This is a genomic window from Pseudomonas sp. FFPRI_1 (assembly GCF_055384485.1).
The window spans coordinates 3,739,079-3,758,413 of the sequence record NZ_AP029168.1 but is presented as its reverse complement, the minus strand read 5'-3'; the positions used below and the strand labels follow the sequence as shown (position 1 = coordinate 3,758,413).

Sequence of the window (19,335 nt, the reverse complement as noted above, 5' to 3'; positions counted from 1 at the left end):
CAGGGCGCCTGAAGGAACGACACCAACGGGGGCACACGGCTGAACGTATGGAAAAAGTCCTGCTGCAATGGCCACGCTGCACCGTTGTCTTAAGGAGGCCGCGATACTACTTTTTGTCCAGAGTGCTCAAGCTGGTACAGAAAGGCTTGCTCGTTAGTACGTCGATTTTCCAAGGCCTGGAAGTCAGAGTTGATGGCTCTATTTTCCACTGTCTCCTTCGCCCCACACTATGCCAAATAGCCATCACCCAGATAAAGTACGCCCTTTTGATCTCAAGCTTGGCGTAACGCTCCCCTCCTCCGGCTAGCCTGATTGGAAATATGCACGCCACTTGAGTCATGTGACGAAGGAACGGAGATTACGACTTATGGCGGATTTGCTGGTCAAACACCTGAAAAATAAATCTGCTGAACATTCAGCGTTAAACCTGCTGGCCAGCCAGTGGGACTTTGACGAGAGGTTAATTCCCAAGGCGCTGCAAACCATCAGCGGATTATTTCCTCACTACAGCCGCCACGACGAATCACACAGCAAGCAAATACTGGTCAACATTGAAAGGTTGCTTGGGGAAAATATAAGCCTGCTGTCCGCAACGGACACCTGGCTGATTCTGGAAGCCGCTTACTGGCACGACATAGGCATGGTGGTGCCCCATGCTGACCTTGAAAAAGCCATTAATGAACCTGGCTTTTCAGACTATGTCGAGTCTCTCTGTGCCCAGCCCTATCACGATCTGCACGCCTTTGCCTGTGCATTTAGAAACAGATCGGATACCGGTCTGATTTTCGAGAACAACAGCCCCATTGAAATGCTCATCAAGTTACGAGAATTTCTGGCCGAGTGGTTTCGAAGAAAACACCCGGAACGAGCCGAAGAAATAGTTCGCTCTCCCATGGCGTCGATTGGCCTGAGTTCGCCCCGCACCGAACTGATACCTGCGCGGTTATTCAGAATGCTCGGCCGAGTCTGCCAGATGCACGGCTCAACCTTTAAAGATCTGATGGCTCCTGGGGGATTGCCGTTTCGTGAGTCAGGGCTAGGCCAGGATGACTGCCATCCAAGATTCGTCGCTTGCATGTTGCGAATGGGCGATTTGCTAGACCTCGATGACAATAGATTCTGCCCGGTCATGCAAGGGATTGCCGGAGAGCATCGTTCGCCCCTAAGCAAGGCGCATGAGGATAAACATGCCGGCATGCGTCATCTCAGAATCGATCCTGAGCGCATTGAGCTCAGCGCAGAATGTGAAACAATCGACGGCTATCTCGAGGCATTCAAATGGTTTGACTGGCTACAACAGGAAGTCGCTAACCAGAGAGAAAACTGGCGGGACATAGTCCCTAACAGGGAGTTAGGACTACTGCCGACGTTGGGACCGATTTCCGTAAAACTCAGCGGGGACTTGCAGATCCTCAAAGATGGCGAGCGTCCTGCATTTACTCTCGACTCGGAAAAAGCCATCAAACTACTCCAAGGTGAAAACCTCTATGGCAGTAAACTTGCTTGTATTCGCGAGCTCTTGCAGAACGCTGTTGACGCGACACTGCTGAAATTATGGCTAACCAACAAAATGCAACACATCTCCCCTACTTGGGACAGCCCTGACAACTCGATGGGCCTGCTTGAGTCACTGCCAATAGTTGTCACTCTTGAAGAGATGAAAAAGCAAGATGTCACATCAGATAAAACAACATGGCACCTTAAAATAAGGGACTGTGGCACAGGTATTACCCAATCCGATCTGGAGTTCATGCTGAGGATTGGAAGTTCTCAAAAAAATCTGAGCCGTCAAAAAGTTATTCAACAGATGCCCGAATGGATGAAACCTTCAGGTGCCTTCGGCATCGGCCTGCAAAGCGCTTTCATGCTGTGCGACGAGCTATCCATCGTCACCAAGAACATCACCAACAACGATATTTTTTCCATCACGATGTATAGCCCCACCGGACCGAAAAACGGATTGGTTGTTTTCAGGAAGCTCCCCGCAGACCTGTCACACCCCTATGGCACAGAGATAAGCCTGAAGCTTGAACTGGACGCCTTTCCCGAAGACTGGTCAGTAAACAACGAAGAAACGACTGCCTTCAAAATCGTTCAAAAACATGACCCCATACTCGATAATTCTCTCCCCTATCAGGCAGCAAGCATTTTTGACAAGGTTGCCGACTTCGCCCAGAGCTCGTTAATCCCGATCACAGGATCGCTCACAACCAGCGATGACAAATATGATCTGCCTGACGCTGACCATTCAAACAACGACAAGGGTGCAGATAGCTGGCGTTTCATCGAGATAGAAAATATCCAGCTCAGGATGCAATACAAACCACATATAGCATTCGATCAAGACGAAACATTCTTGACCTTTTACCGAGGGCAGTATTTCCAGCCCGGCAATCTTCACATTCCCAATGTAGACATCAAGATTGACATTTTATCTGGCACTGCGGACTCCTGGTTGAGCTTCAATAGAGACAAGGTCTCTCAAAATGCACATGCGAAGTTGAAAAACCTCACCCTGAAAGCACTTATGCATTGCATAGAAAAGGATCTTGACGCACCGCACGACAAGCGTTTCGACCGCTTGAATTGCTGCAGAAAGGACTATTCACTATTTTTAAAAATAATGGAATATCACTATGGCGAGCAGTGGGCGCCACTGGCCAATATATTGGGTGACGCATGGACCGACTTAAAACCCAAAACCCATGAAAATACAATCAGAGACTGTTTAAGACTTTCAAGTTTTACGTTAGCGGCAACAAATTACATGACAGAGTCTTACTCGAGTACTTTTGACATAACCTTCTACGAGTCCGACTTTGACGTCATGAGCGGAATAATCCTCAAGGAATGGTCAAAAAAAACCAATTCAAGTATTAAAATTACAACTTCTGAGTTCCCGCTACCCGAGTCGCTACTAAAATATGCAGCCGACTTGGAAAATACTGACTCGCCCTTAGAAGATAACCGCAGGATACAAACCCTTTACTACAGCCTCAAACTTTCCACCCAAGACCCCTGGGATGATTCCGCAATATCTACCAAACTCAACGCCGTAGTTAGAAGCAACTACGGAAACTCCCGTTACTTTTTTTACGCAAATCAAGAATTCCAGAGTCTATCCCTCAAGCCAGGGACCGAGCTGAACGCATTCAATATTTTCGACCATGATCTTAACCGCAACAAAGTCCTGCTGCCCTTCCTGTTTCTGGGAAATGCACAGGAACAAGCCATAAAAATCCAGCTCCTCCCACAACAACTAGAAAAGCTAAGCCGGTGGACCCAGCAGCACCTAATACACTGGATGGAAATAGAGGAAATTTCTGCCGCTTATAAGCATTTGGCATCCTACATAGATAAAATAATGGTCCACTCAAAGGGTTGGACGAACGCTCGCTGCGAATAAATCACTTCATGAATACCAGCCTCTCTGCGTCATATGGAGAGGTTTCTCTGCCCGATAAAATTCTATCCAGATGTTGTCTCTGGGACAGAGCCCGAATACAGGGAGTGTCCGATCACTCCCTGCCCGACCCAAGCCCCCGGCAATCTGAAGGAGCCAAAGCGCTCAAACCTCGGTGAGATCTTCACCTGGATTGCGGCGGCATATGCCGCCAGAATCCCAGCCCCACTCGCTCCTCAGAAATCCACCGTAGCCGACAGCTCAAAGGTGCGCGGCGCCCCCAGGCCCAGGCTGGACAATAACGGCGTCCCCCAGTAGGCCTTGTTGGTCAGGTTGCTGACGTTACCGCGCAAGGTCACCGGGCGGCTGGCAACCTGCAGGGCGTAGCGCGTGCCCACATCGAAAATGGTGTAGCCCGGAATCGACTGCGAGTTGTCGGCGCTGATGTACTGCTGGGACACGGAGGTGGCGTTGGCCGTCAGTGTCAGGCCCTCGATGACCGGGGTATCCCATTCCACCCCCAGCTTGCCTTGCAGCGTGGGCTGGCCGATGGCTGTCTTGCCTTCGTTGACACCCCCCGCGGTCTTGGTGAGTTTGGGGTCGACACGGGCCACGCCGCCCATCAGGCGCACGTCGCTCAGCGGCGAACCGAAGAAGCCCCACTCGATGCCACGGTTACGCTGCTCGCCACCAAAGGAAAAGATCTCGGTGTCCGGGTCGAGATAACCGCTGGGGCGGGTGATTTCATACAGGCTGAGGGTGTGGGTGAAGTCACCGAGATCAAGCTTCACACCAAGCTCTTTCTGCTTGGACTTGTAGGGCGCGAACACCTCTCCCACGTTTTTCGCCCCCATCGGCGCACTGGCGCCTTTGCTCAGGCCTTCGATGTAGTTGGCGTACACGGAAACCTGGTCGGTGACCTTGATCAGCAAGGCCGCCGCTGGCGTCGTGGCGCTTTCGTCATAACGATCGCTGCGCTGTCCGGTCTGGGTGCTGAAGCTGTCGGTGAGCACCTGCTGGCGGCGTACGCCCAGGGTCAGTTGGACCTGGTCCTCGAGAATCGACAGGGTGTCCGCCAGGCCATAGCTGGTCAGCCGGTTTTCAGTGTGGGCAATCAGCGGCCAGCTGGCAGCCGCGGCCGGGCCCCAGACCGGGTTGTAGATATTGGTGACCCAGTCCGCCCCGGGTACCGATCTGCGCCCATAGTCCTTTTGCTTGTCACCGTAGTGGGTGGCATTCACCGACCAGTTATGGCTCACGGGCCCGGTCTTGAAATCACCTTTCAAGCCCAGCTCCCCCGAGGTCTTTTCCAGGTCCTGCTTGAGCTGGCCCATGCTGGTGCGAAAGTCGCCCGCGTCATTGAACACCGTAGCCATCATGGTGCCGTTGTAGGCGTAGTGGGTCTTGCTGGCGCCATAGGCGGCATAGGCCATCAGGTGGTCGCTGAGGTCGAACTCGCCGCGCAAGATCGCGCCCTTGTCCCGGGTTTCGACATAGCCCCAATCGGGATTCAACAGGGTGTCCGACTTCGGTGGCTTGGGCACCGAGACGCCGGAAGCCAGGCTGATCCCGCGGTTTTGTCCGCGGACGCGGTCCTCGCTGTCATAGAGATCGGCGGAAAGCCTGACCCGTTCGCCACGCCAGTCCAGGCCCAGGGCGTTCAGCTGGGTCTTGGGCTTTTGATGGTCGATCGCCCCGTCGCCATCCCGGTAGACACTGTTGAAGCGCACGCCAAACTGCTGGTTCTCACCAAAGCGCCGGCCCACGTCCAGGTGCCCGCCGTACTGTGCATCGGACATGTAGGTGGTGGTCAGGCGCGTCAGCGGCTCCTCCCCGGCACGCTTGGGCACCAGGTTGACAGTGCCGCCCACCGAGCCCCCCGGCGGCATGCCGTTGAGCAGGGCCGACGGGCCCTTGAGCACCTCGATGCGCTCGTACATTTCCGGCGAGATCCGGTAATAGGGGGCCATACCGAACAGCCCGCCAACCGTCACGTCGCTGATGCTGCTGGCGAAACCGCGGATGGAGTAGTTCTCGCTGAAGGTGCCGGTCAGGCCGTTGCTGAATACCGCCGGATCGGTGGCGGCAATGACCTGGGTGATGTTCTTGGCCTGGCGGTCGGCAATGTATTTTTCTGTGTAGCTGATGGTACTGAACGGCGTCTCCATGAAGTCCTTGTTGCCCAGCAGGCCGACCCGGCCGCCGGTCGCCACTTGCCCGCCCGCATAGGTGGGCGGCAGCTCGGCGGGCAAGGCCATCTCGCCCTGCACTGTGGCGACTGGCAAGGTTAATCCGCGCTCCTCTTCCTCGGCACTCGAACTTTCGGCCTGTGCGGGAAGCCCGATCACCGCCAGACTCAAGCCCAGCAGCACCGTCTGCACGGCGGCAGCGGTACGGTTCAGGGCAAAGACTGCACAGGGTGGCGCAATACGGGGGTGGGAATGGCGTTTGCTCACGCTAGAACTCCGTTGTGAGATGAAGGCAGGGTTGTTGTATTTTTTAAAGCTGAATCGAAGTGCTGTTTTTAATGAGAATCGCTAATAAGCAAATATTCACGTGGCAACGGCCAAGGCCGAGTCAGTCCCGATAGCCCTTGAGGACGTCGGCGATCATCAGTTTCAGGGAGGTCGGGCTGGCCCCGGTGACATACCAGGCTTGGGCGTCGACAAAGATCACCCGGCCGTTTTTCCAGGCATTGGTCTGGCGCAGCAACGGGTTGCCCATGCTCTGGGCGTCCATCACCGGGCGCCGCTCCATCACTGCCGTGCGGTCCACCACATAAAGGATGTCGGGGTTGGCCTGCTGAATGAACTCGCTGGAAATCGGCTGACCGTGCAGGCCGGCCTCGGCCGTCGGGCTGGCGGGCTTGACCCCCAGGGCGTTGAAGATGAAGCCATATCGCGACTGCACGCCGAACGAGCTGAAGGCGCCGTTGTTGTGCAGCACCACCAGTGCTTTCTCGGGGCGACCCTGGGTGATACGCCGGGCCTCCTCGACCTGGGCCTCAAGCGCCGCGGCTTGTTCCCGGGCCAGTGCCGACTTGCCGAAGATCTGCCCCAGGCTCAGCAGGTGGTCCCTGATGACTTCGATGTGCCGGGTCTCGCTGTCGCGGTAGTCGACATCGAAATGCAGCGTCGGCGCCATCTCGCTCAGCTCCCGGTAGTGATTGGCCTGCAGCGAGGTGATCAGTATCAGGTCGGGCTTGAGGCCATGGATCCGCTCCAGATTGGGCTGGACAATCGCCCCCAGGTCCTCGACGTTCGCCGCGTCCTTGTAGCGGGCAAGAAAATGCGGGACGAAGTCCTTCGGCATGCCCGCCACGGTAATCCCCAACTGGTCGAGGAAGTCGACCTCATTCATGTCCAGGGCCACTACCCGCTGCGGAACATGCTCGATCAGCGTCGAGCCCAACTGGTGCTGCACGGTGACCGGTGCATGGTCCGCCGGCGCCAAGGGTGGCGCAGTGGCGGCCGAGGGAGGTGCGCCGGGTTTGTCGTTGCAGCCCTGCACCGCGACAGCCGCCCCGATCAGCAGGGCCAACGGCCACCGCCGGTATCTGTGATTGAACATCATTGCCGTTCTCTTATGGGTTGAAGTAGTTGCACAGGCGCCCGCGCTGGCCATGGGTGATCTCGAAGTCCAGGCCGTACAGCTCGCCCAGCCGGGCTTCGGTCACCACCTCGGCGACGCTGCCGGCGCACTGCACCGCCCCGCCCTTCATCGCCACGATGTGGTCGGAATAGCTGGCGGCAAAATTGATGTCGTGGACCACCAGGATCACCGTGCGCCCCTGTTCGTCGCACAGGCGCCGCAGCGCGCGCATGATCTGCACGGCGTGCTTGATATCGAGGTTGTTCAGCGGCTCATCCAGCAATAGGTAATCCGTCTGCTGGGCGATGGTCATGGCCAGGAAAGCCATCTGCCGCTGGCCGCCGCTGAGTTCGTCGAGGTAGGCCTGGCGCAGCGGCTCCAGCGACAAGAAGGCAATGGCCTCGTCGATGACCCGCCGGTCTTCCCGGGTCAGCGCACCACGGCTGTAGGGGAAGCGCCCGAAGGCAACCAGTTCCTCCACCGTCAGCCGCAGGTTGAAGTCCGGGGCCTGACGCAAGGTGGCGACGCGCCTGGCGTACTCAGCCACAGGGATGCCGGCCACCGGGCGGCCCTCGATGCGCACCTCGCCGCGGGTGGGCGCCATCAACCGCGCGATCATCATCAGCAATGTGCTCTTGCCGGCGCCATTGGGGCCGATCAGCGAGGTCAGCCGCTGTGCGGGAAAACAGGCATCGACGCCGCCCACAACAGTCTTGGCGCCGTAGGCCTTGTGCAGGTCGTGGACAGTGATCATGGAGTTCCTCGGGTACGCACCATCAGCACCAGGAAATACCCGCCGCACACCAGGTTGACGAGAATGCCGACGGTGGTCTTGTAGTTGAAGACATGCTCGACCAGCAGTTGGGCGCTGATGAACATGCCGATTGCAATCGCGCTGCCCAGCGCCAGCGTGACCCGGTGGCGCAAGGTCCGGCACAGGGCATAGGTGATGTTGGCGACGAAGATGCCCATGAACGCCGTGGGCCCCAGCAGGCTGGTGGAAACCGCCACCAGGGTGGCGATCAACGCCAGATGCAGGCGCACGCTGCGCCGATAGTCGACGCCCAGGGACATCGCCTGGTCCCGCCCCAGGGACAGCACATCCAGGGTTGGCAGGGTCTTCAGGCCCACCAGGCACACCGCCGTGACGAGCAGCCCCGAGTACAACAGTTGCTGCGGTTGCACCCGGTTGAAAGAGGCCTGGCTGTAGCCCAGCAGCACGGAAAACTCGCCGGGGCTGACCTTGAGCTGGACAAACTGGGTGAAGGTGGTGATCACCATGCTCAGCACCAGCCCAAGCAGCAGCAGGACATACAGGTTGTTCCTGCCGCTGCGGAACAGCCAGTGATGGATCAGCCACGAATAGGCGAACATCACCAGCACCGACAGCAGAAAGTTGCCGGTGATCCCGAGCAACACCAGGCTGTAGGTGCCCAAGAACAGAATCAGCAGGGCCTGCAACAGCAGGTAGACCGCCTCGTAGCCCATGATCGCCGGGGTCAGTATCCGGTTGCCGGTGAGGGTCTGGAACGTAATCGATGACCACGCGATACAGACCCCGCCAATCAGCATCGCCGCCAGCCGGGCGAGCCGCTTGGGAATCACGTAGGTAAAATCCAGCCCCGAACCGGCGATCACGAACACCAGGGCCAGCACCAGCACCCCTGCCCAGGCCAGGTACTGCGAATGTCGGCGCATCATCGCTGCCTCCAGAAGATCAGCGCCAGGAACAGCACGCCTCCCACGCTGCCGGCGGTCAGGCCGATGGGCACCTCGAATGGGTAGATCAGCAGGCGCCCGAGGATGTCGCAGACCAGCAGCAACGATGCCCCCGACAAGGCCACGATGGGCAGCGTACGGCCCAGGTTGTCGCCATAGCGCAGCGCCACCAGATTGGGAATGACCAGCCCGACAAAAGGGATCGAGCCGACGGTGATCACCGTGGCAGCCACGGTCACCGCCACCAGCAACAGGCCCAGCGCCACCGTCGCCCCATAGTTCAAGCCCAGGCTGCTGGCCAGGTCCTCACCCATGCCGAGCACGGTGAAACGGTGGGCATAGAGGTAGGTCAGCCCGACGATCGGCAGGATCAGGTAGATGATTTCGTAGTTGCCCTGCACCACCCTGGAAAAGTCCCCCAGCAGCCAGCCCTGCATGCTTTGCATGATGTTGTTGCGATAGGCGTAGAACTCGGCGATGGCGCTCAACACCCCGCCGTACATCAAGCCGATGACCGGCACCAGCACCGCGCTCTTGAAGCGGATACGCCGGATGATCAGCACGAAGAGCAAACCCGCGACGAAGCAGAACAGCAGCGCGAACAGCATCCGCCCCAGGGTGCCGGCCGTGGGTGCCAGTACCAGCGACGCCAGGATGCCGAGCTTGGCCGCGTCCAGTCCGCCCGTAGTGCCGGGCTCGACAAACTTGTTGCGCACGATGTGCTGCAGGATCACTCCGCACACCGCCAGGCCGATCCCGGTCAGCACCAACGCGGCCAGGCGTGGCAGGCGGCTGGCCGTCAAGGTCAGCCAGGCATCGCTGGACAGCGAAAACAGCTGCGACCACTCCAGCTGTCGCACCCCCACCAGCAGGGATGCAACGCACAGCGCCAGCAACAACACAAACCAGGGGGCCCGCATCAGTGGGCTTCACTGTGGGACGCTGCAGCGATCCGCCAACCCTTGGCGGCCTGACGCTGTTCGAGGTAATGCGCATAGCGCCCGCAGCTGGCACGCAATACCGCCGGCGGGCCCTGCTCGACCAGTTGGCCCTCTTCGAGCACCAGGATCTGATCGGCCATCGACACCGTGGACAGTTGGTGGGCAATCACCAGCAGGGTGCGCCGGCCGCGTAACCTGGCCAGCGTCTGGGCAATGATCAACTGGTTCTCCGCGTCGAGGGCGGCGGTGGCTTCGTCCACCAACAGGATCGGGGCGTCCTTGATCAGCGCACGGGCAATCGCGATGCGCTGGCGTTCACCACCCGACAACTGCGCACCGCCCTCGCCCACCGCTGTCTGCAGGCCCTGGGGCAGACGCTGGATGAGTTCGCCGACGCCGGCCTGCTGCGCCGCGTCGAGGACTTCGGCATCGCTGGCCTCGGGCTTACCGATGCGGATGTTGTCGGCAATGCTGCCCTGGAACAGATAGCTGCCCTGGAAAATCTGGCTGATCTGCCCGGCCAACTGAGCGCTGGACATCTGCCGCACATCGACACCACCCACCCGTACGCTGCCCTGGCTCGCCTCGAAAAACCGCGCGACCAAGCGCAGCAGCGTGGTCTTGCCCGAACCGGAGGCGCCGATCAGCGCCGTCAGGCTGCCAGGGGCGATCTGCAGGCTGATGTCACGCAGCACCTCGGGCTGATCCGGCCCATGGCGCAAGCTCACCTGGCGCAACTCGATCGAGCCGTCACGCGGGGCCTGCGGCTGATCCGGCTCGACCAGGGGCTGGACCGCAAACAGTCGCTGCACGGCTTCGAGCTGGCCGTAGGCGTTGCGCAGAATCTCCGCGTAGCTGGCCACGTCCAGCAACGAATCGATGTAGCGGCTGGCCAATATCAGCGCGACGATCACCGCCACCACCGAGCCCGTTTCCAATGTGCTGTCCAGATGGACGTTGAGCCACAGGGCGGCGGCAATCAGCAAGGCGGCGAAGATCGCCTGCACCAGCCAGGCATTGAGCACCACCGACAGCGAGGTCTGGTAGATCAGCCGCGTGCCCGCTTGGCGCTGCCGGTCGATGGCCTGTTCCAGCAGCGCAGTACCACCGCCTTCCCCGTTGAACGCACGCAGCACCGACTGGGCCTGGGCGAATTCGACCATGCGCTGGCTGGCGTCGGCAAAATGCCCCTGGAAGGCCTGGTCCGCGTGGCGCCCCAAGCGCGCTATGAGCAGCAGGCCGGCCGCCAGGATCGGCAGCGCCAACAACGCGATCAGGCCCATGGTCCCGTGCAGGAAAAACAGCGCGACCATGATCACCAGCGGTGTCACCGCACCACTGATCACCGGGGTGAACACGTGGGCCGGGAGTTGCGCCACTGCCATCATGCCCTGGCTGATGAGATGGCCGAGACGGCTGGTGTTGTCCGCGTTGAACCAGCCCAGGGGCAGGCGCGTGACGTGATCGCCGATGCGCTGCCGCGCGCCCTGCAAAAGGCTCACGCCCACTGCCACCCCCGCTCTCTCCACCCGACGCCGGCAGGCCCAACAGGCGAGCATGCCGGCCAGGGTCAGGAGCAGCCAGGGCGCCGCAGCACGTACATCACCCACCAGCAGTCGGCTGAGGACCGGCACCAGCGTCACTAGGGTCAGCCCGCTGAGCAGGCCATACACCACCGCCAGCCAGACGTAGCGACGCAGCACCGGCATATCGCTGCCCAACAGTTGCACAAAGGGCTTCAGCATGACGGCACCACCCGTGGTTCAGAGTGTGAGTAGCCGCCCTGCGCCCACAGCTGCGCATAGAGTCCGCGGCGGGCGAGCAATTCGCCGTGGCGGCCCTGCTCAAGCAGCGCGCCGTTGTCGAGCACGATGATCTGGTCGGCGTGCATCACCGTGTCCAGTCGATGGGCGATGACCAGCAGCGTGCGGCCTTCGGCAAAGTGCGCCAGCGCATCCTGGATCGCGGCCTCGCTTTCGGCGTCGGCCGCCGCCGTGGCTTCGTCGAGCACCAGCACCGGCGGGTCGAGCAGCACCGCGCGGGCAATGCTCAACCGCTGCTGCTCGCCGCCGGACAAGGCTGCGTCTTCACCGACCACCGAGTCATAACCGCGTGGCAGGCCGAGAATCCGCTCGTGGAGGTTGGCGATGCGCGCCGCCGCCTCGATCTCCTGCTGGCTGGCGCTGGGCCTGCCCAAGGCAATGTTGTCGCGCACACTGGCGTGGATCAGGCGCACGTCCTGCAGCACGAAGCCGATGTGCCGGTACAGGCTGGAGCACTCAAGATGGCGCAGGTCCACACCGCCCAGGGTGATGCGGCCCGTGCTCGGGTCGAAGAAGCGCAGCAGCAACCGGGCCAGGGTCGACTTGCCGGCACCGGAGCGACCGACAATCGCCGTGGTGCTGCCCGGTGCGAGACAGAAGCTGACGTCTGTCAGCACCTGGTGCTCGGCGTCATAGGCATGGCCAACCCCCTCGAAACGCACCTCGCAGCCTTTGGGCGACTGCTGCATATCGGGCGCCGGCGCCTCCAGCACCGGCGTCTGCAGCAAGGCCTGCACCCGGCGGGCAGCGCCGGTGGCGTGGCTCAGCTCATGGGTGATGTAGTGCAGCAACAGCAAAGGGCCGCACAGGCCGGGAGTGACCAGCACGAACGGCAGGACATCCGCCGCCGCGATCCAGCCCTGGGCCACGAACAGCGTACCGAACAGCAGCACCACGCTCAGCACCGCGACCGGCGCGATCATCGCGTTGGCATTGGCCATCGAGGCCACCAATGGACGAGTGAAACCGATGAACGCCTGGGCGAACTCATCGATCGCCTGGCGATAACGGCTGTGCGCCTTGCCGCTGTCACCAAAGGCCTTGACCACCGCAATACCGTTGACGAACTCGACCACCGCGTTGTCGATGCGTCCCATCCCGGCGGAGAACGCCTGCATGTTCGCCTCGCTGGCCTTCATTGCCCGGGAGAAAAACAGGAAGAACCCGGGAAACGGCAGCAGCGAGACGATAGCCATGCGCCAATCCATGGCGAACAGGTAGATCAGCGAGATCAGGATCGCCCCGCCCGCGCGCCCCACGGTGGTGTAGAAATGCGCGGTCAGGCTGTGCAGCGTGTTGATGTCGTCCTGAATCGCCTGCTTCACCTCGGCCGATGCCCGGCTGCTGAACCAGCCGAGCGGCACCCGGCTCAAGCGCTGGACGATCGCCCGGCGCAGGTGGTGGGTCATGCGGTTGTCTGCCAGGTGGGCCAGCAACTCGCCAAGGGAAATCAGCAACATGCCGGCAAACAGGCAGGCCACCCCGAGAGCCACCGCCCACCCCATTTCGGCCGCGGCGATGCCGCTGTCAGCCAGGGCGACCCTGGCGATGTGGGCAATGACGGCCAGCGGCACCAGCGTCAGCATGGCGCCGGCGGCGGCCAGCAACGCGGCGACAATCAGCCGGCCACGAATAGGATTGAGCACCTGGCTGATCGAGCCGGGCACCACGGGGTTGGCCGGGGCCGTGTGTTGAGGATCCATGGAAATCGAACATCCGCAAATTCAAAAGGATGGAATGGCTCGCGCCTGGCCGTCACACCGCACGGCCTGCCGGCTGGCGGCAGTGCCCGATGCAATGACGGGCCGGTCGGTCTTGGGTGAGTGCGATCGAGGCTGGCTGCAAGGGGGATACAGAGGGCGTGGGATCAGCATGGAACAGCCTTGGAAATCAGAATCTCAATTAGTTGCATGACTATAAACTAATTTGCGAAATGCTGACAAGACAGCTAAAAGACTGTCACCACCGATCAAGGACCCACCATGAAAGCGCCACCACAGCCCGCGACCCGCGGCCGCCCTCGGACCATCACCCGCGAGCGCATCGTCAATGCCGGTATCGAGATGGGCTTGCCGAGCATCACCTTCGTCGGCGTCGCCGCGGCACTCGGGGTCAGCCATATGGCGCTGTACAAGCACGTCGCCAACCTGGAAGCGCTCAAAGGCATGGTTGCCGAGGAGATCTTCACCCGCTGGCAGATCCCCCGGGCCGAGGCTGGCCAACGCGGCGGACTGCGCGAATACATGACCGTGTTTGCCACCTCGGTGCGGGTCTTCGTCAAGGCCCACCCGGGACTCACGCCCTACGTCATTCGCCGCCTGGCGGCGACCCAGCCCATGCTCAGCAAGATCGACGAACACCAGAGCCACATCGCCCAGGCCTATGGCCTTTCCAAGGATCACGCGCGCTGGTTGCTGGCGACCGTGGCCTTCCACGGCATCGCCGTGGCCGACACGGTGTATTCGGTCACCGGCCGCGAACCGCTGATCGAGGCCGATCGGGCAGCGGAGGAAACGGAGATGGAGGCGGAACTCGACCAGGGCATGCAGGCACTTATCGTCGGCGCCCTGGTCATGCTGGAGGAACAGGCGCAGACATCGCCCGCCCAGCCATAGAGTGCCGGCCACGCCCCGGGTCTTCGTCACTTTGCCAAGGCACCCCGGGCCAGGGCCCACCATCGAGAGGGTCGACGGTGGGCCAAGCGCCTTCAGCAAGCGAGGCCCGCTTCGGCCTGGGTGGCCTCAGTGCGCTGCGTGCAGGGCTGGCCACACCCGGCGGGAACACCTCGCAGGACTGAAGACAGGTGCGCCGCGATCGAGGCGAGGCCGTTCAGTGCTCAGGCAAGGGACCAGGAATCTGCAGCCCCATAAAACCGCACTTCAGCCCATGCTCCCCTGCCCCGGCAAACTCAACGCGACTCGTTGCGGCGGTACAGGGTCAGGCCCAGGGCAAGCAATGCCAGCATGCCGGCACTGCAGCGGTTGATCCACTGCATCACCCTTGACGAAAACGTTCGCATCGCCTGTCGCCCGCCCAAGGCGTAGAGGCTCATCATCAGGCAATCGATGAGTGCGCTGGTGACGGCCAGGATCACGTATTGCTCAGCGACGGGTTCCGCGGGCTGGATGAACTGCGGCAGGAAGGCTGAAAAGAACAGCACGCCCTTGGGGTTTGAAAGACCGACGAACAATGCCCGCATAAAGGCCGAGCGCCCCGTTGCCGAACGAGCCACGGTCGTCTCCGACAACGGCCGAATCGGTGCATGCCAAAGGACCCAGGCCAGGTACAGCAGGTAGGCGGCGCCGGCCCACTTCACCACTGAGAACAGTTGCTCGGAGGCCTGCAACAACGCCCCCAGGCCACAACCGACGGCGGCGATCAGCAGCAGGTCCGACAACGCCGCCCCGGCGATGCCGAACGACGCCACCCGCATCCCGTGGCCCGCACCATTGCTCAGTGCCAGGAGCATCGACGGACCAGGCGTCATCATCACCGCGCTTACCGCAACGACATAGAGGAACAACGTGGAAGTGGCCATTACAGGGAGGCTCCGGCGATCGTGGAGAACAGACAGTGGCGCCAATGTAGCTTTCCCACCACCTGGCCGGCAATGGCGCCGCCGATGCACCGCGAGCACCAGCCCAGCCATGCTTGCCGGAACCGCCCTTGGGCAAACCGAGCGATGACGCTCAAGGTGTTTCCCTGGCGAGCAGCACTGCCGGCTCCACCTGCTCAATCCGGATCGCGGCCGGGCCCTGTGCCCCGCCTGTGTAGAAACAACCACCCGTAGCCTTGACAGGCCGTCATGGGGATCAGCCCCGCACCTCGAACGCGGGAAACAGTTGCCCCAGGGCCTCCCACAACGCGGGCAACGGGGGCGGCGCCGGCGCCTTCGACAGACTCGGGTCCAACATGTCGGCCGTGCGCACCCGCTGTACCACGAACCGCGTGACCCCGCGCTCATTCAAACGCCGGGCCAGGCTCAACAAACCTGATGGCTCAAGCAAATGCCAATGCACCGTGGTGCGGCACTCATAGGCGATGCCGCTGGCCAGCAGCAGGTCCAGGCTGTGCCAGTTGGCCATGCCGCTGCCGCGCACGCCGGTGATGTTCGCGCAGTCCTCGGCCAGGGCCTTGACGTCGAAACCGATCCAGTCGGCACCCGGCAGGGCCCGGGCAAAAGCCGCCGGGTTGATCCCGGCGCTGTGCAGGCCAACCTTGAAGCCCAGCGCTCGGACCTGCGCCATGGCATCCGGCAGGCAGGCCTGCAGGGTCGCTTCACCACCACTGAAAACCACTGCTTCGAGCAGGCCCTGGCGCCGCTGGAGGAATGCCAGGACCTGCTCCCATTCCAGTTCCTGGCGACCGCGTGGGGGGATCAATAGAGGGTTGTGACAGTAACGGCAGCGCCAAGCGCACCCCTGACAAAACACCACGCACGCCAGCCTGCCTGGGTAATCAAGGGTGGTCAGGGGCACCAGGCCCCCGACCCGCAGTGTTCGACTCACGAGTGGCCGGCCGTGGCGGCTCCCTCCTGGAAGTGCCGCCGCTCGTGGTGCTCGGACTGTTTACCAGGGTTGAACGCCGACACCGGGCGGTGATAGCCCATCACCCGGGTCCAGACTTCGCAGCGCTGGCGTTGCGCCACAGGCAGGGTTTGCAGTGCAGTCATGGTGGAGCTCCTTGCGGTTGAGTGGATCGAAATCAATCGACGTGGCCCGACGCGTGCGCCAGCAACAGGGCCTCGTCGCATTTGGGGCAGAACTCATGCTCGCCCTCCAGGTAGCCGTGCACCGGGCAGATGGAAAAAGTCGGGGTGACGGTCAGGTAAGGCAGCCGAAACCGCCCCAGGGCCTTGCGCACCAGTTGCTTGCAGGCCCGGGCCGAGGAGATCCGCTCGGCCATGTACAGGTGCAGCACCGTGCCGCCGGTGTACTTGCATTGCAGTTCGTCCTGCAACTCCAGTGCCTCGAAAGGATCATCGGTATAGCCCACTGGCAGTTGCGAGGAGTTGGTGTAGTACGGAGCCTGCTGGCAACCGGCCTGGATAATCCCGGGAAAGCGCTTGAGGTCTTCCCTGGCAAAGCGATAGGTGGTGCCTTCAGCGGGGGTTGCCTCCAGGTTATAGAGGTGTCCGGTTTCCTCCTGGAAACGCACCAGAGCGCCCCGCACATGGTCCAGCACATCAAGGGCGAAGCGCCGCCCCTCCGTGGTGTGCAGGCCCATCTGGTCGTTGCTGAAGTTGCGCAGCATCTCATGCAGGCCGTTGACGCCGATGGTCGAGAAATGATTGCGCAAGGTGCCCAGGTAACGCTTGGTGTAGGGATACAGACCGGCGTCCATATGATGCTGGATCACCTTGCGCTTGACCTCCAGGCTCTCCATGGCCAGTGCCATCAGGGTATCCAGGCGCTGCAGCAAACCACTGCGGTCGCCCTTGAACAGATAGCCCAGACGCGCGCAATTAAGGGTTACCACTCCCAGCGAGCCGGTCTGCTCGGCGGAACCGAACAGGCCGCCACCGCGCTTGAGCAGTTCACGCACATCCAGTTGCAGGCGACAGCACATGGAGCGCACCTGATTGGGCTGCATGTCCGAATTGAGGAAGTTCTGGAAATACGGCAGGCCATAGCGCGCAGTCATCTCGAACAGGCGCTCGGCGTTTTCGCTGTCCCAGGGAAAGTCATGGGTGATGTTGTAGGTCGGGATCGGAAAGGTGAACACCCGGCCCTTGGCATCGCCCTCTTGCATCACCTCGATGTAGGCCCGGTTGAGCACGTCCATCTCGGCCTGCAGCTCGCCATAGGCAAAGGGCATTTCTTCACCGCCGATCACCGGGATCTGCTCGCGCAGGTCCTGGGGGCAGACCCAGTCGAAAGTCAGGTTGGTGAAAGGGGTCTGGGTTCCCCAGCGCGACGGCACGTTGAGGTTGTAGATGAACTCCTGGATGGCTTGGCGCACTTGCTCATAACTGAGCCGGTCCTTGCGGACATAGGGCGCCAGGTAGGTATCGAACGAGCTGAAGGCTTGGGCTCCGGCCCATTCGTTTTGCAGCGTGCCTAGAAAGTTCACCATCTGCCCCAGGGCGCTGCTCAGGTGCTTGGGCGGACCGGCCTCGACCCGCCCCGGCACGCCGTTGAGGCCTTCATGCAGCAGCATGCGCAGCGACCAGCCCGCACAATAGCCGGCGAGCATGTCCAGGTCGTGGACATGCAGATCGGCCTCGCGGTGGGCACGGCCTATGGCTTCGCTGTAGACCTCGTCCAGCCAGTAGTTGGCCGTGACCTTGCCCGCCACGTTGAGCACCAGCCCGCCCAGGGAGTACCCCTGGTTGGCGTTGGCCTGGACTCGCCAGTCTTCACGGTTGAGGTATTCGTTCATCGAGGCCGCCACCTCGATCAGGGTCTTGCGGTCGCGTCGCAAGCGCCCGTGCTGCTCCCGGTAAACGATATAAGCGCGCAGAGCTTGAAAGTGCCCGGCGTCCATCAGCACCCGTTCGACTCGATCCTGGACCTGCTCGACCTGCAACCTCGTGCAGGCTTGCAGACGAGCCAGTACCGCGTCGAGCAATCCCTCGGCCTGCGCCTCGGCGTAATCACCGCTGGCCTTGCCGGCGGCGATCAGCGCCTGACGGATCTTGTCCGCAGCAAAGGCCACCAGACTGCCATCGCGCTTGTACAACCCGTTGTGGCCTACCCTGCTCAGCGTGCTGTCCATCCGACCTCCAAAAAACTACATATGGATATTTAATAAGCAACAAAACACAACATGTAGTGCAGGCTACGGATAAAGACCGGGGAAACAATTGATCGACATCAAGATCGGCAGCAACTGTCGCGACGCCGGGCACGAGCCCGGATTCAACCACCGCTCATGTTCATGAAGCGCAGGATCTGGACCTCACCCTCAGGGCTGAAGTCATGACGCAAGGGCTTGCGTTGCAACGCCTGTCGCAAGGCACTGACCAGCGGCTGGTCATCCAGCGGGTAGCGTCGCAGCAAGCCGCGCAGGTCCACGGAGTCCTCCTGGCCCAGGCACAGCAGCAAGCGTCCCTCCACGGTCATGCGCACGCGGTTGCAACTGCCGCAGAAGTTGTGACTGTTGGGCGAGATGAAACCGATGCGGGTATCCGGGTGGTGCGCCAGACGCACATACCGCGCTGGGCCGCCGCTGTTCTCGGCGCTGTCGAGCAAAGGATGCCGGGCCGCAATCAGCGCCCGCACCTCATCGCTGGAACACAACGACTCCGCACGCGAGCGCCCCACATCACCCAGGGGCATCTCTTCGATAAAGGTGATGTCGATGCCCAGGTCGATGGCGTACTGCAGCAAAGGCAGCACCTCGTCGAAATTGCGCCCCTGCATCACCACGCAGTTGAGCTTGACCCGCTCGAACCCCGCCGTGCTCGCCACGTCGATGCCACGCAATACCTGGTCGAGGTCGCCGTTGCGGGTAATCGCGCGAAAGCGCTGGCGGTCCAGGCTGTCGAGGCTGATGTTCATGCGCTTGACCCCGGCGTCGACCAGCGGCCGGGCCAGGCGCTGCAATTGCGAGCCATTGCTGGTCATCACCAGTTCGCGCAAGCCCGGCAAGGCGGCAATGTGACGGCACAGGTCGACAATCCCCGGGCGAATCAGCGGCTCGCCGCCGGTCAGGCGGATCTTGCGCACGCCCTGGCCAACGAACAGGCTGGCCAGGCGCTGCAATTCCTCCAGGGTCAGCACCTGCTGACGCGGCAGAAAGGTCATGTTGGCAGCCATGCAGTACAGGCAGCGAAAATCACAACGATCCGTTACCGACATGCGCAGGTAGTCGATCTGTCTCCCGAAGCCGTCCTGCATCACATTGCCCATCGCCT

14 protein-coding genes are annotated in these 19,335 nt (G+C 61.3%); 2 read left to right on the top strand and 12 right to left on the bottom strand.

From position 1 onward, the window contains the following. The first annotated feature begins 367 nt into the window (after positions 1-367). Positions 368-3,406 (top strand): HD domain-containing protein, encoded by a 3,039-nt coding sequence (locus ACZ5BO_RS16795; RefSeq protein WP_464701164.1) that lies wholly within the window; start codon positions 368-370, stop codon positions 3,404-3,406. Positions 3,407-3,639: 233 nt separating this feature from the next. Here ACZ5BO_RS16795 and ACZ5BO_RS16790 read toward each other — a convergent pair whose 3' ends face one another. The 7 genes from ACZ5BO_RS16790 to ACZ5BO_RS16760 form a co-directional block, all read right to left on the bottom strand. Then, a complete protein-coding gene (locus ACZ5BO_RS16790; RefSeq protein WP_025129114.1) occupies positions 3,640-5,859 on the bottom strand; it encodes a TonB-dependent receptor in 2,220 nt (739 codons plus the stop codon). 121 nt (positions 5,860-5,980) lie between these two features. Then, complete coding sequence (locus ACZ5BO_RS16785) at positions 5,981-6,976, bottom strand: siderophore ABC transporter substrate-binding protein (protein WP_464701162.1); 996 nt, start codon at positions 6,974-6,976, stop codon at positions 5,981-5,983. A 10-nt stretch (positions 6,977-6,986) separates the two neighbouring features. Further along, positions 6,987-7,748, bottom strand: coding sequence for an iron ABC transporter ATP-binding protein (locus ACZ5BO_RS16780; protein WP_464701160.1), 762 nt, complete (start codon positions 7,746-7,748; stop codon positions 6,987-6,989). Continuing rightward, the gene (locus ACZ5BO_RS16775) at positions 7,745-8,695 is read right to left on the bottom strand and encodes an iron chelate uptake ABC transporter family permease subunit (protein ID WP_029978424.1); all 951 of its coding nucleotides are present in this window, start codon (positions 8,693-8,695) and stop codon (positions 7,745-7,747) included. The genes ACZ5BO_RS16780 and ACZ5BO_RS16775 overlap by 4 nt, the downstream gene beginning before the upstream one ends. Next, entirely contained in the window at positions 8,692-9,633 is a 942-nt protein-coding gene (locus ACZ5BO_RS16770) for an ABC transporter permease (RefSeq protein WP_025129118.1), read from the bottom strand. The genes ACZ5BO_RS16775 and ACZ5BO_RS16770 overlap by 4 nt, the downstream gene beginning before the upstream one ends. Then, complete coding sequence (locus ACZ5BO_RS16765; protein ID WP_464701157.1) at positions 9,633-11,399, bottom strand: ABC transporter ATP-binding protein; 1,767 nt, start codon at positions 11,397-11,399, stop codon at positions 9,633-9,635. The genes ACZ5BO_RS16770 and ACZ5BO_RS16765 overlap by 1 nt, the downstream gene beginning before the upstream one ends. Further along, a complete protein-coding gene (locus ACZ5BO_RS16760; protein WP_464701155.1) occupies positions 11,393-13,180 on the bottom strand; it encodes an ABC transporter ATP-binding protein in 1,788 nt (595 codons plus the stop codon). Before ACZ5BO_RS16760 ends, ACZ5BO_RS16765 begins: the two co-directional genes overlap by 7 nt. Before the next feature lie 279 nt (positions 13,181-13,459). On the opposite strand from ACZ5BO_RS16760, the gene ACZ5BO_RS16755 reads away from it, so the two are divergent. Then, on the top strand, positions 13,460-14,092 hold the full coding sequence (locus ACZ5BO_RS16755) for a TetR/AcrR family transcriptional regulator (RefSeq protein ID WP_464701153.1): 633 nt from the start codon (positions 13,460-13,462) through the stop codon (positions 14,090-14,092). 293 nt (positions 14,093-14,385) lie between these two features. Here the strand turns inward: ACZ5BO_RS16755 and ACZ5BO_RS16750 are convergent, their stop codons facing one another. The 5 genes from ACZ5BO_RS16750 to moaA form a co-directional block, all read right to left on the bottom strand. After that, positions 14,386-15,015, bottom strand: a complete 630-nt coding sequence (locus ACZ5BO_RS16750; protein WP_025129122.1) for a LysE family translocator — start codon at positions 15,013-15,015, stop codon at positions 14,386-14,388. A gap of 274 nt (positions 15,016-15,289) precedes the next feature. Then, complete coding sequence (locus tag ACZ5BO_RS16745; RefSeq protein ID WP_029978425.1) at positions 15,290-15,985, bottom strand: anaerobic ribonucleoside-triphosphate reductase activating protein; 696 nt, start codon at positions 15,983-15,985, stop codon at positions 15,290-15,292. After that, on the bottom strand, positions 15,982-16,149 hold the full coding sequence (nrdD, locus tag ACZ5BO_RS16740) for an anaerobic ribonucleoside-triphosphate reductase (protein WP_025129124.1): 168 nt from the start codon (positions 16,147-16,149) through the stop codon (positions 15,982-15,984). Before nrdD ends, ACZ5BO_RS16745 begins: the two co-directional genes overlap by 4 nt. A 32-nt stretch (positions 16,150-16,181) precedes the next feature. Beyond that, positions 16,182-18,194, bottom strand: a complete 2,013-nt coding sequence (locus ACZ5BO_RS16735) for a ribonucleoside triphosphate reductase (protein WP_025129125.1) — start codon at positions 18,192-18,194, stop codon at positions 16,182-16,184. 143 nt (positions 18,195-18,337) lie between these two features. After that, on the bottom strand, positions 18,338-19,330 hold the full coding sequence (gene moaA / locus ACZ5BO_RS16730) for a GTP 3',8-cyclase MoaA (RefSeq protein WP_464701149.1): 993 nt from the start codon (positions 19,328-19,330) through the stop codon (positions 18,338-18,340). Between the last annotated feature and the right edge of the window lie 5 nt (positions 19,331-19,335).

Excerpts from the sequence above, each read along its gene's own strand:
- ACZ5BO_RS16795 (WP_464701164.1), top strand. The coding sequence starts at position 368 with ATGGCGGATTTGCTGGTCAAACACCTGAAAAATAAATCTGCTGAACAT.
- ACZ5BO_RS16785 (WP_464701162.1), bottom strand. The coding sequence starts at position 6,976 with ATGATGTTCAATCACAGATACCGGCGGTGGCCGTTGGCCCTGCTGATC.
- ACZ5BO_RS16780 (WP_464701160.1), bottom strand. The coding sequence starts at position 7,748 with ATGATCACTGTCCACGACCTGCACAAGGCCTACGGCGCCAAGACTGTT.
- ACZ5BO_RS16775 (WP_029978424.1), bottom strand. The coding sequence starts at position 8,695 with ATGATGCGCCGACATTCGCAGTACCTGGCCTGGGCAGGGGTGCTGGTG.
- ACZ5BO_RS16770 (WP_025129118.1), bottom strand. The coding sequence starts at position 9,633 with ATGCGGGCCCCCTGGTTTGTGTTGTTGCTGGCGCTGTGCGTTGCATCC.
- ACZ5BO_RS16765 (WP_464701157.1), bottom strand. The coding sequence starts at position 11,399 with ATGCTGAAGCCCTTTGTGCAACTGTTGGGCAGCGATATGCCGGTGCTG.
- ACZ5BO_RS16760 (WP_464701155.1), bottom strand. The coding sequence starts at position 13,180 with ATGGATCCTCAACACACGGCCCCGGCCAACCCCGTGGTGCCCGGCTCG.
- ACZ5BO_RS16755 (WP_464701153.1), top strand. The coding sequence starts at position 13,460 with ATGAAAGCGCCACCACAGCCCGCGACCCGCGGCCGCCCTCGGACCATC.
- ACZ5BO_RS16750 (WP_025129122.1), bottom strand. The coding sequence starts at position 15,015 with ATGGCCACTTCCACGTTGTTCCTCTATGTCGTTGCGGTAAGCGCGGTG.
- nrdD (WP_025129124.1), bottom strand. The coding sequence starts at position 16,149 with ATGACTGCACTGCAAACCCTGCCTGTGGCGCAACGCCAGCGCTGCGAA.
- ACZ5BO_RS16735 (WP_025129125.1), bottom strand. The coding sequence starts at position 18,194 with ATGGACAGCACGCTGAGCAGGGTAGGCCACAACGGGTTGTACAAGCGC.
- moaA (WP_464701149.1), bottom strand. The coding sequence starts at position 19,330 with ATGGGCAATGTGATGCAGGACGGCTTCGGGAGACAGATCGACTACCTG.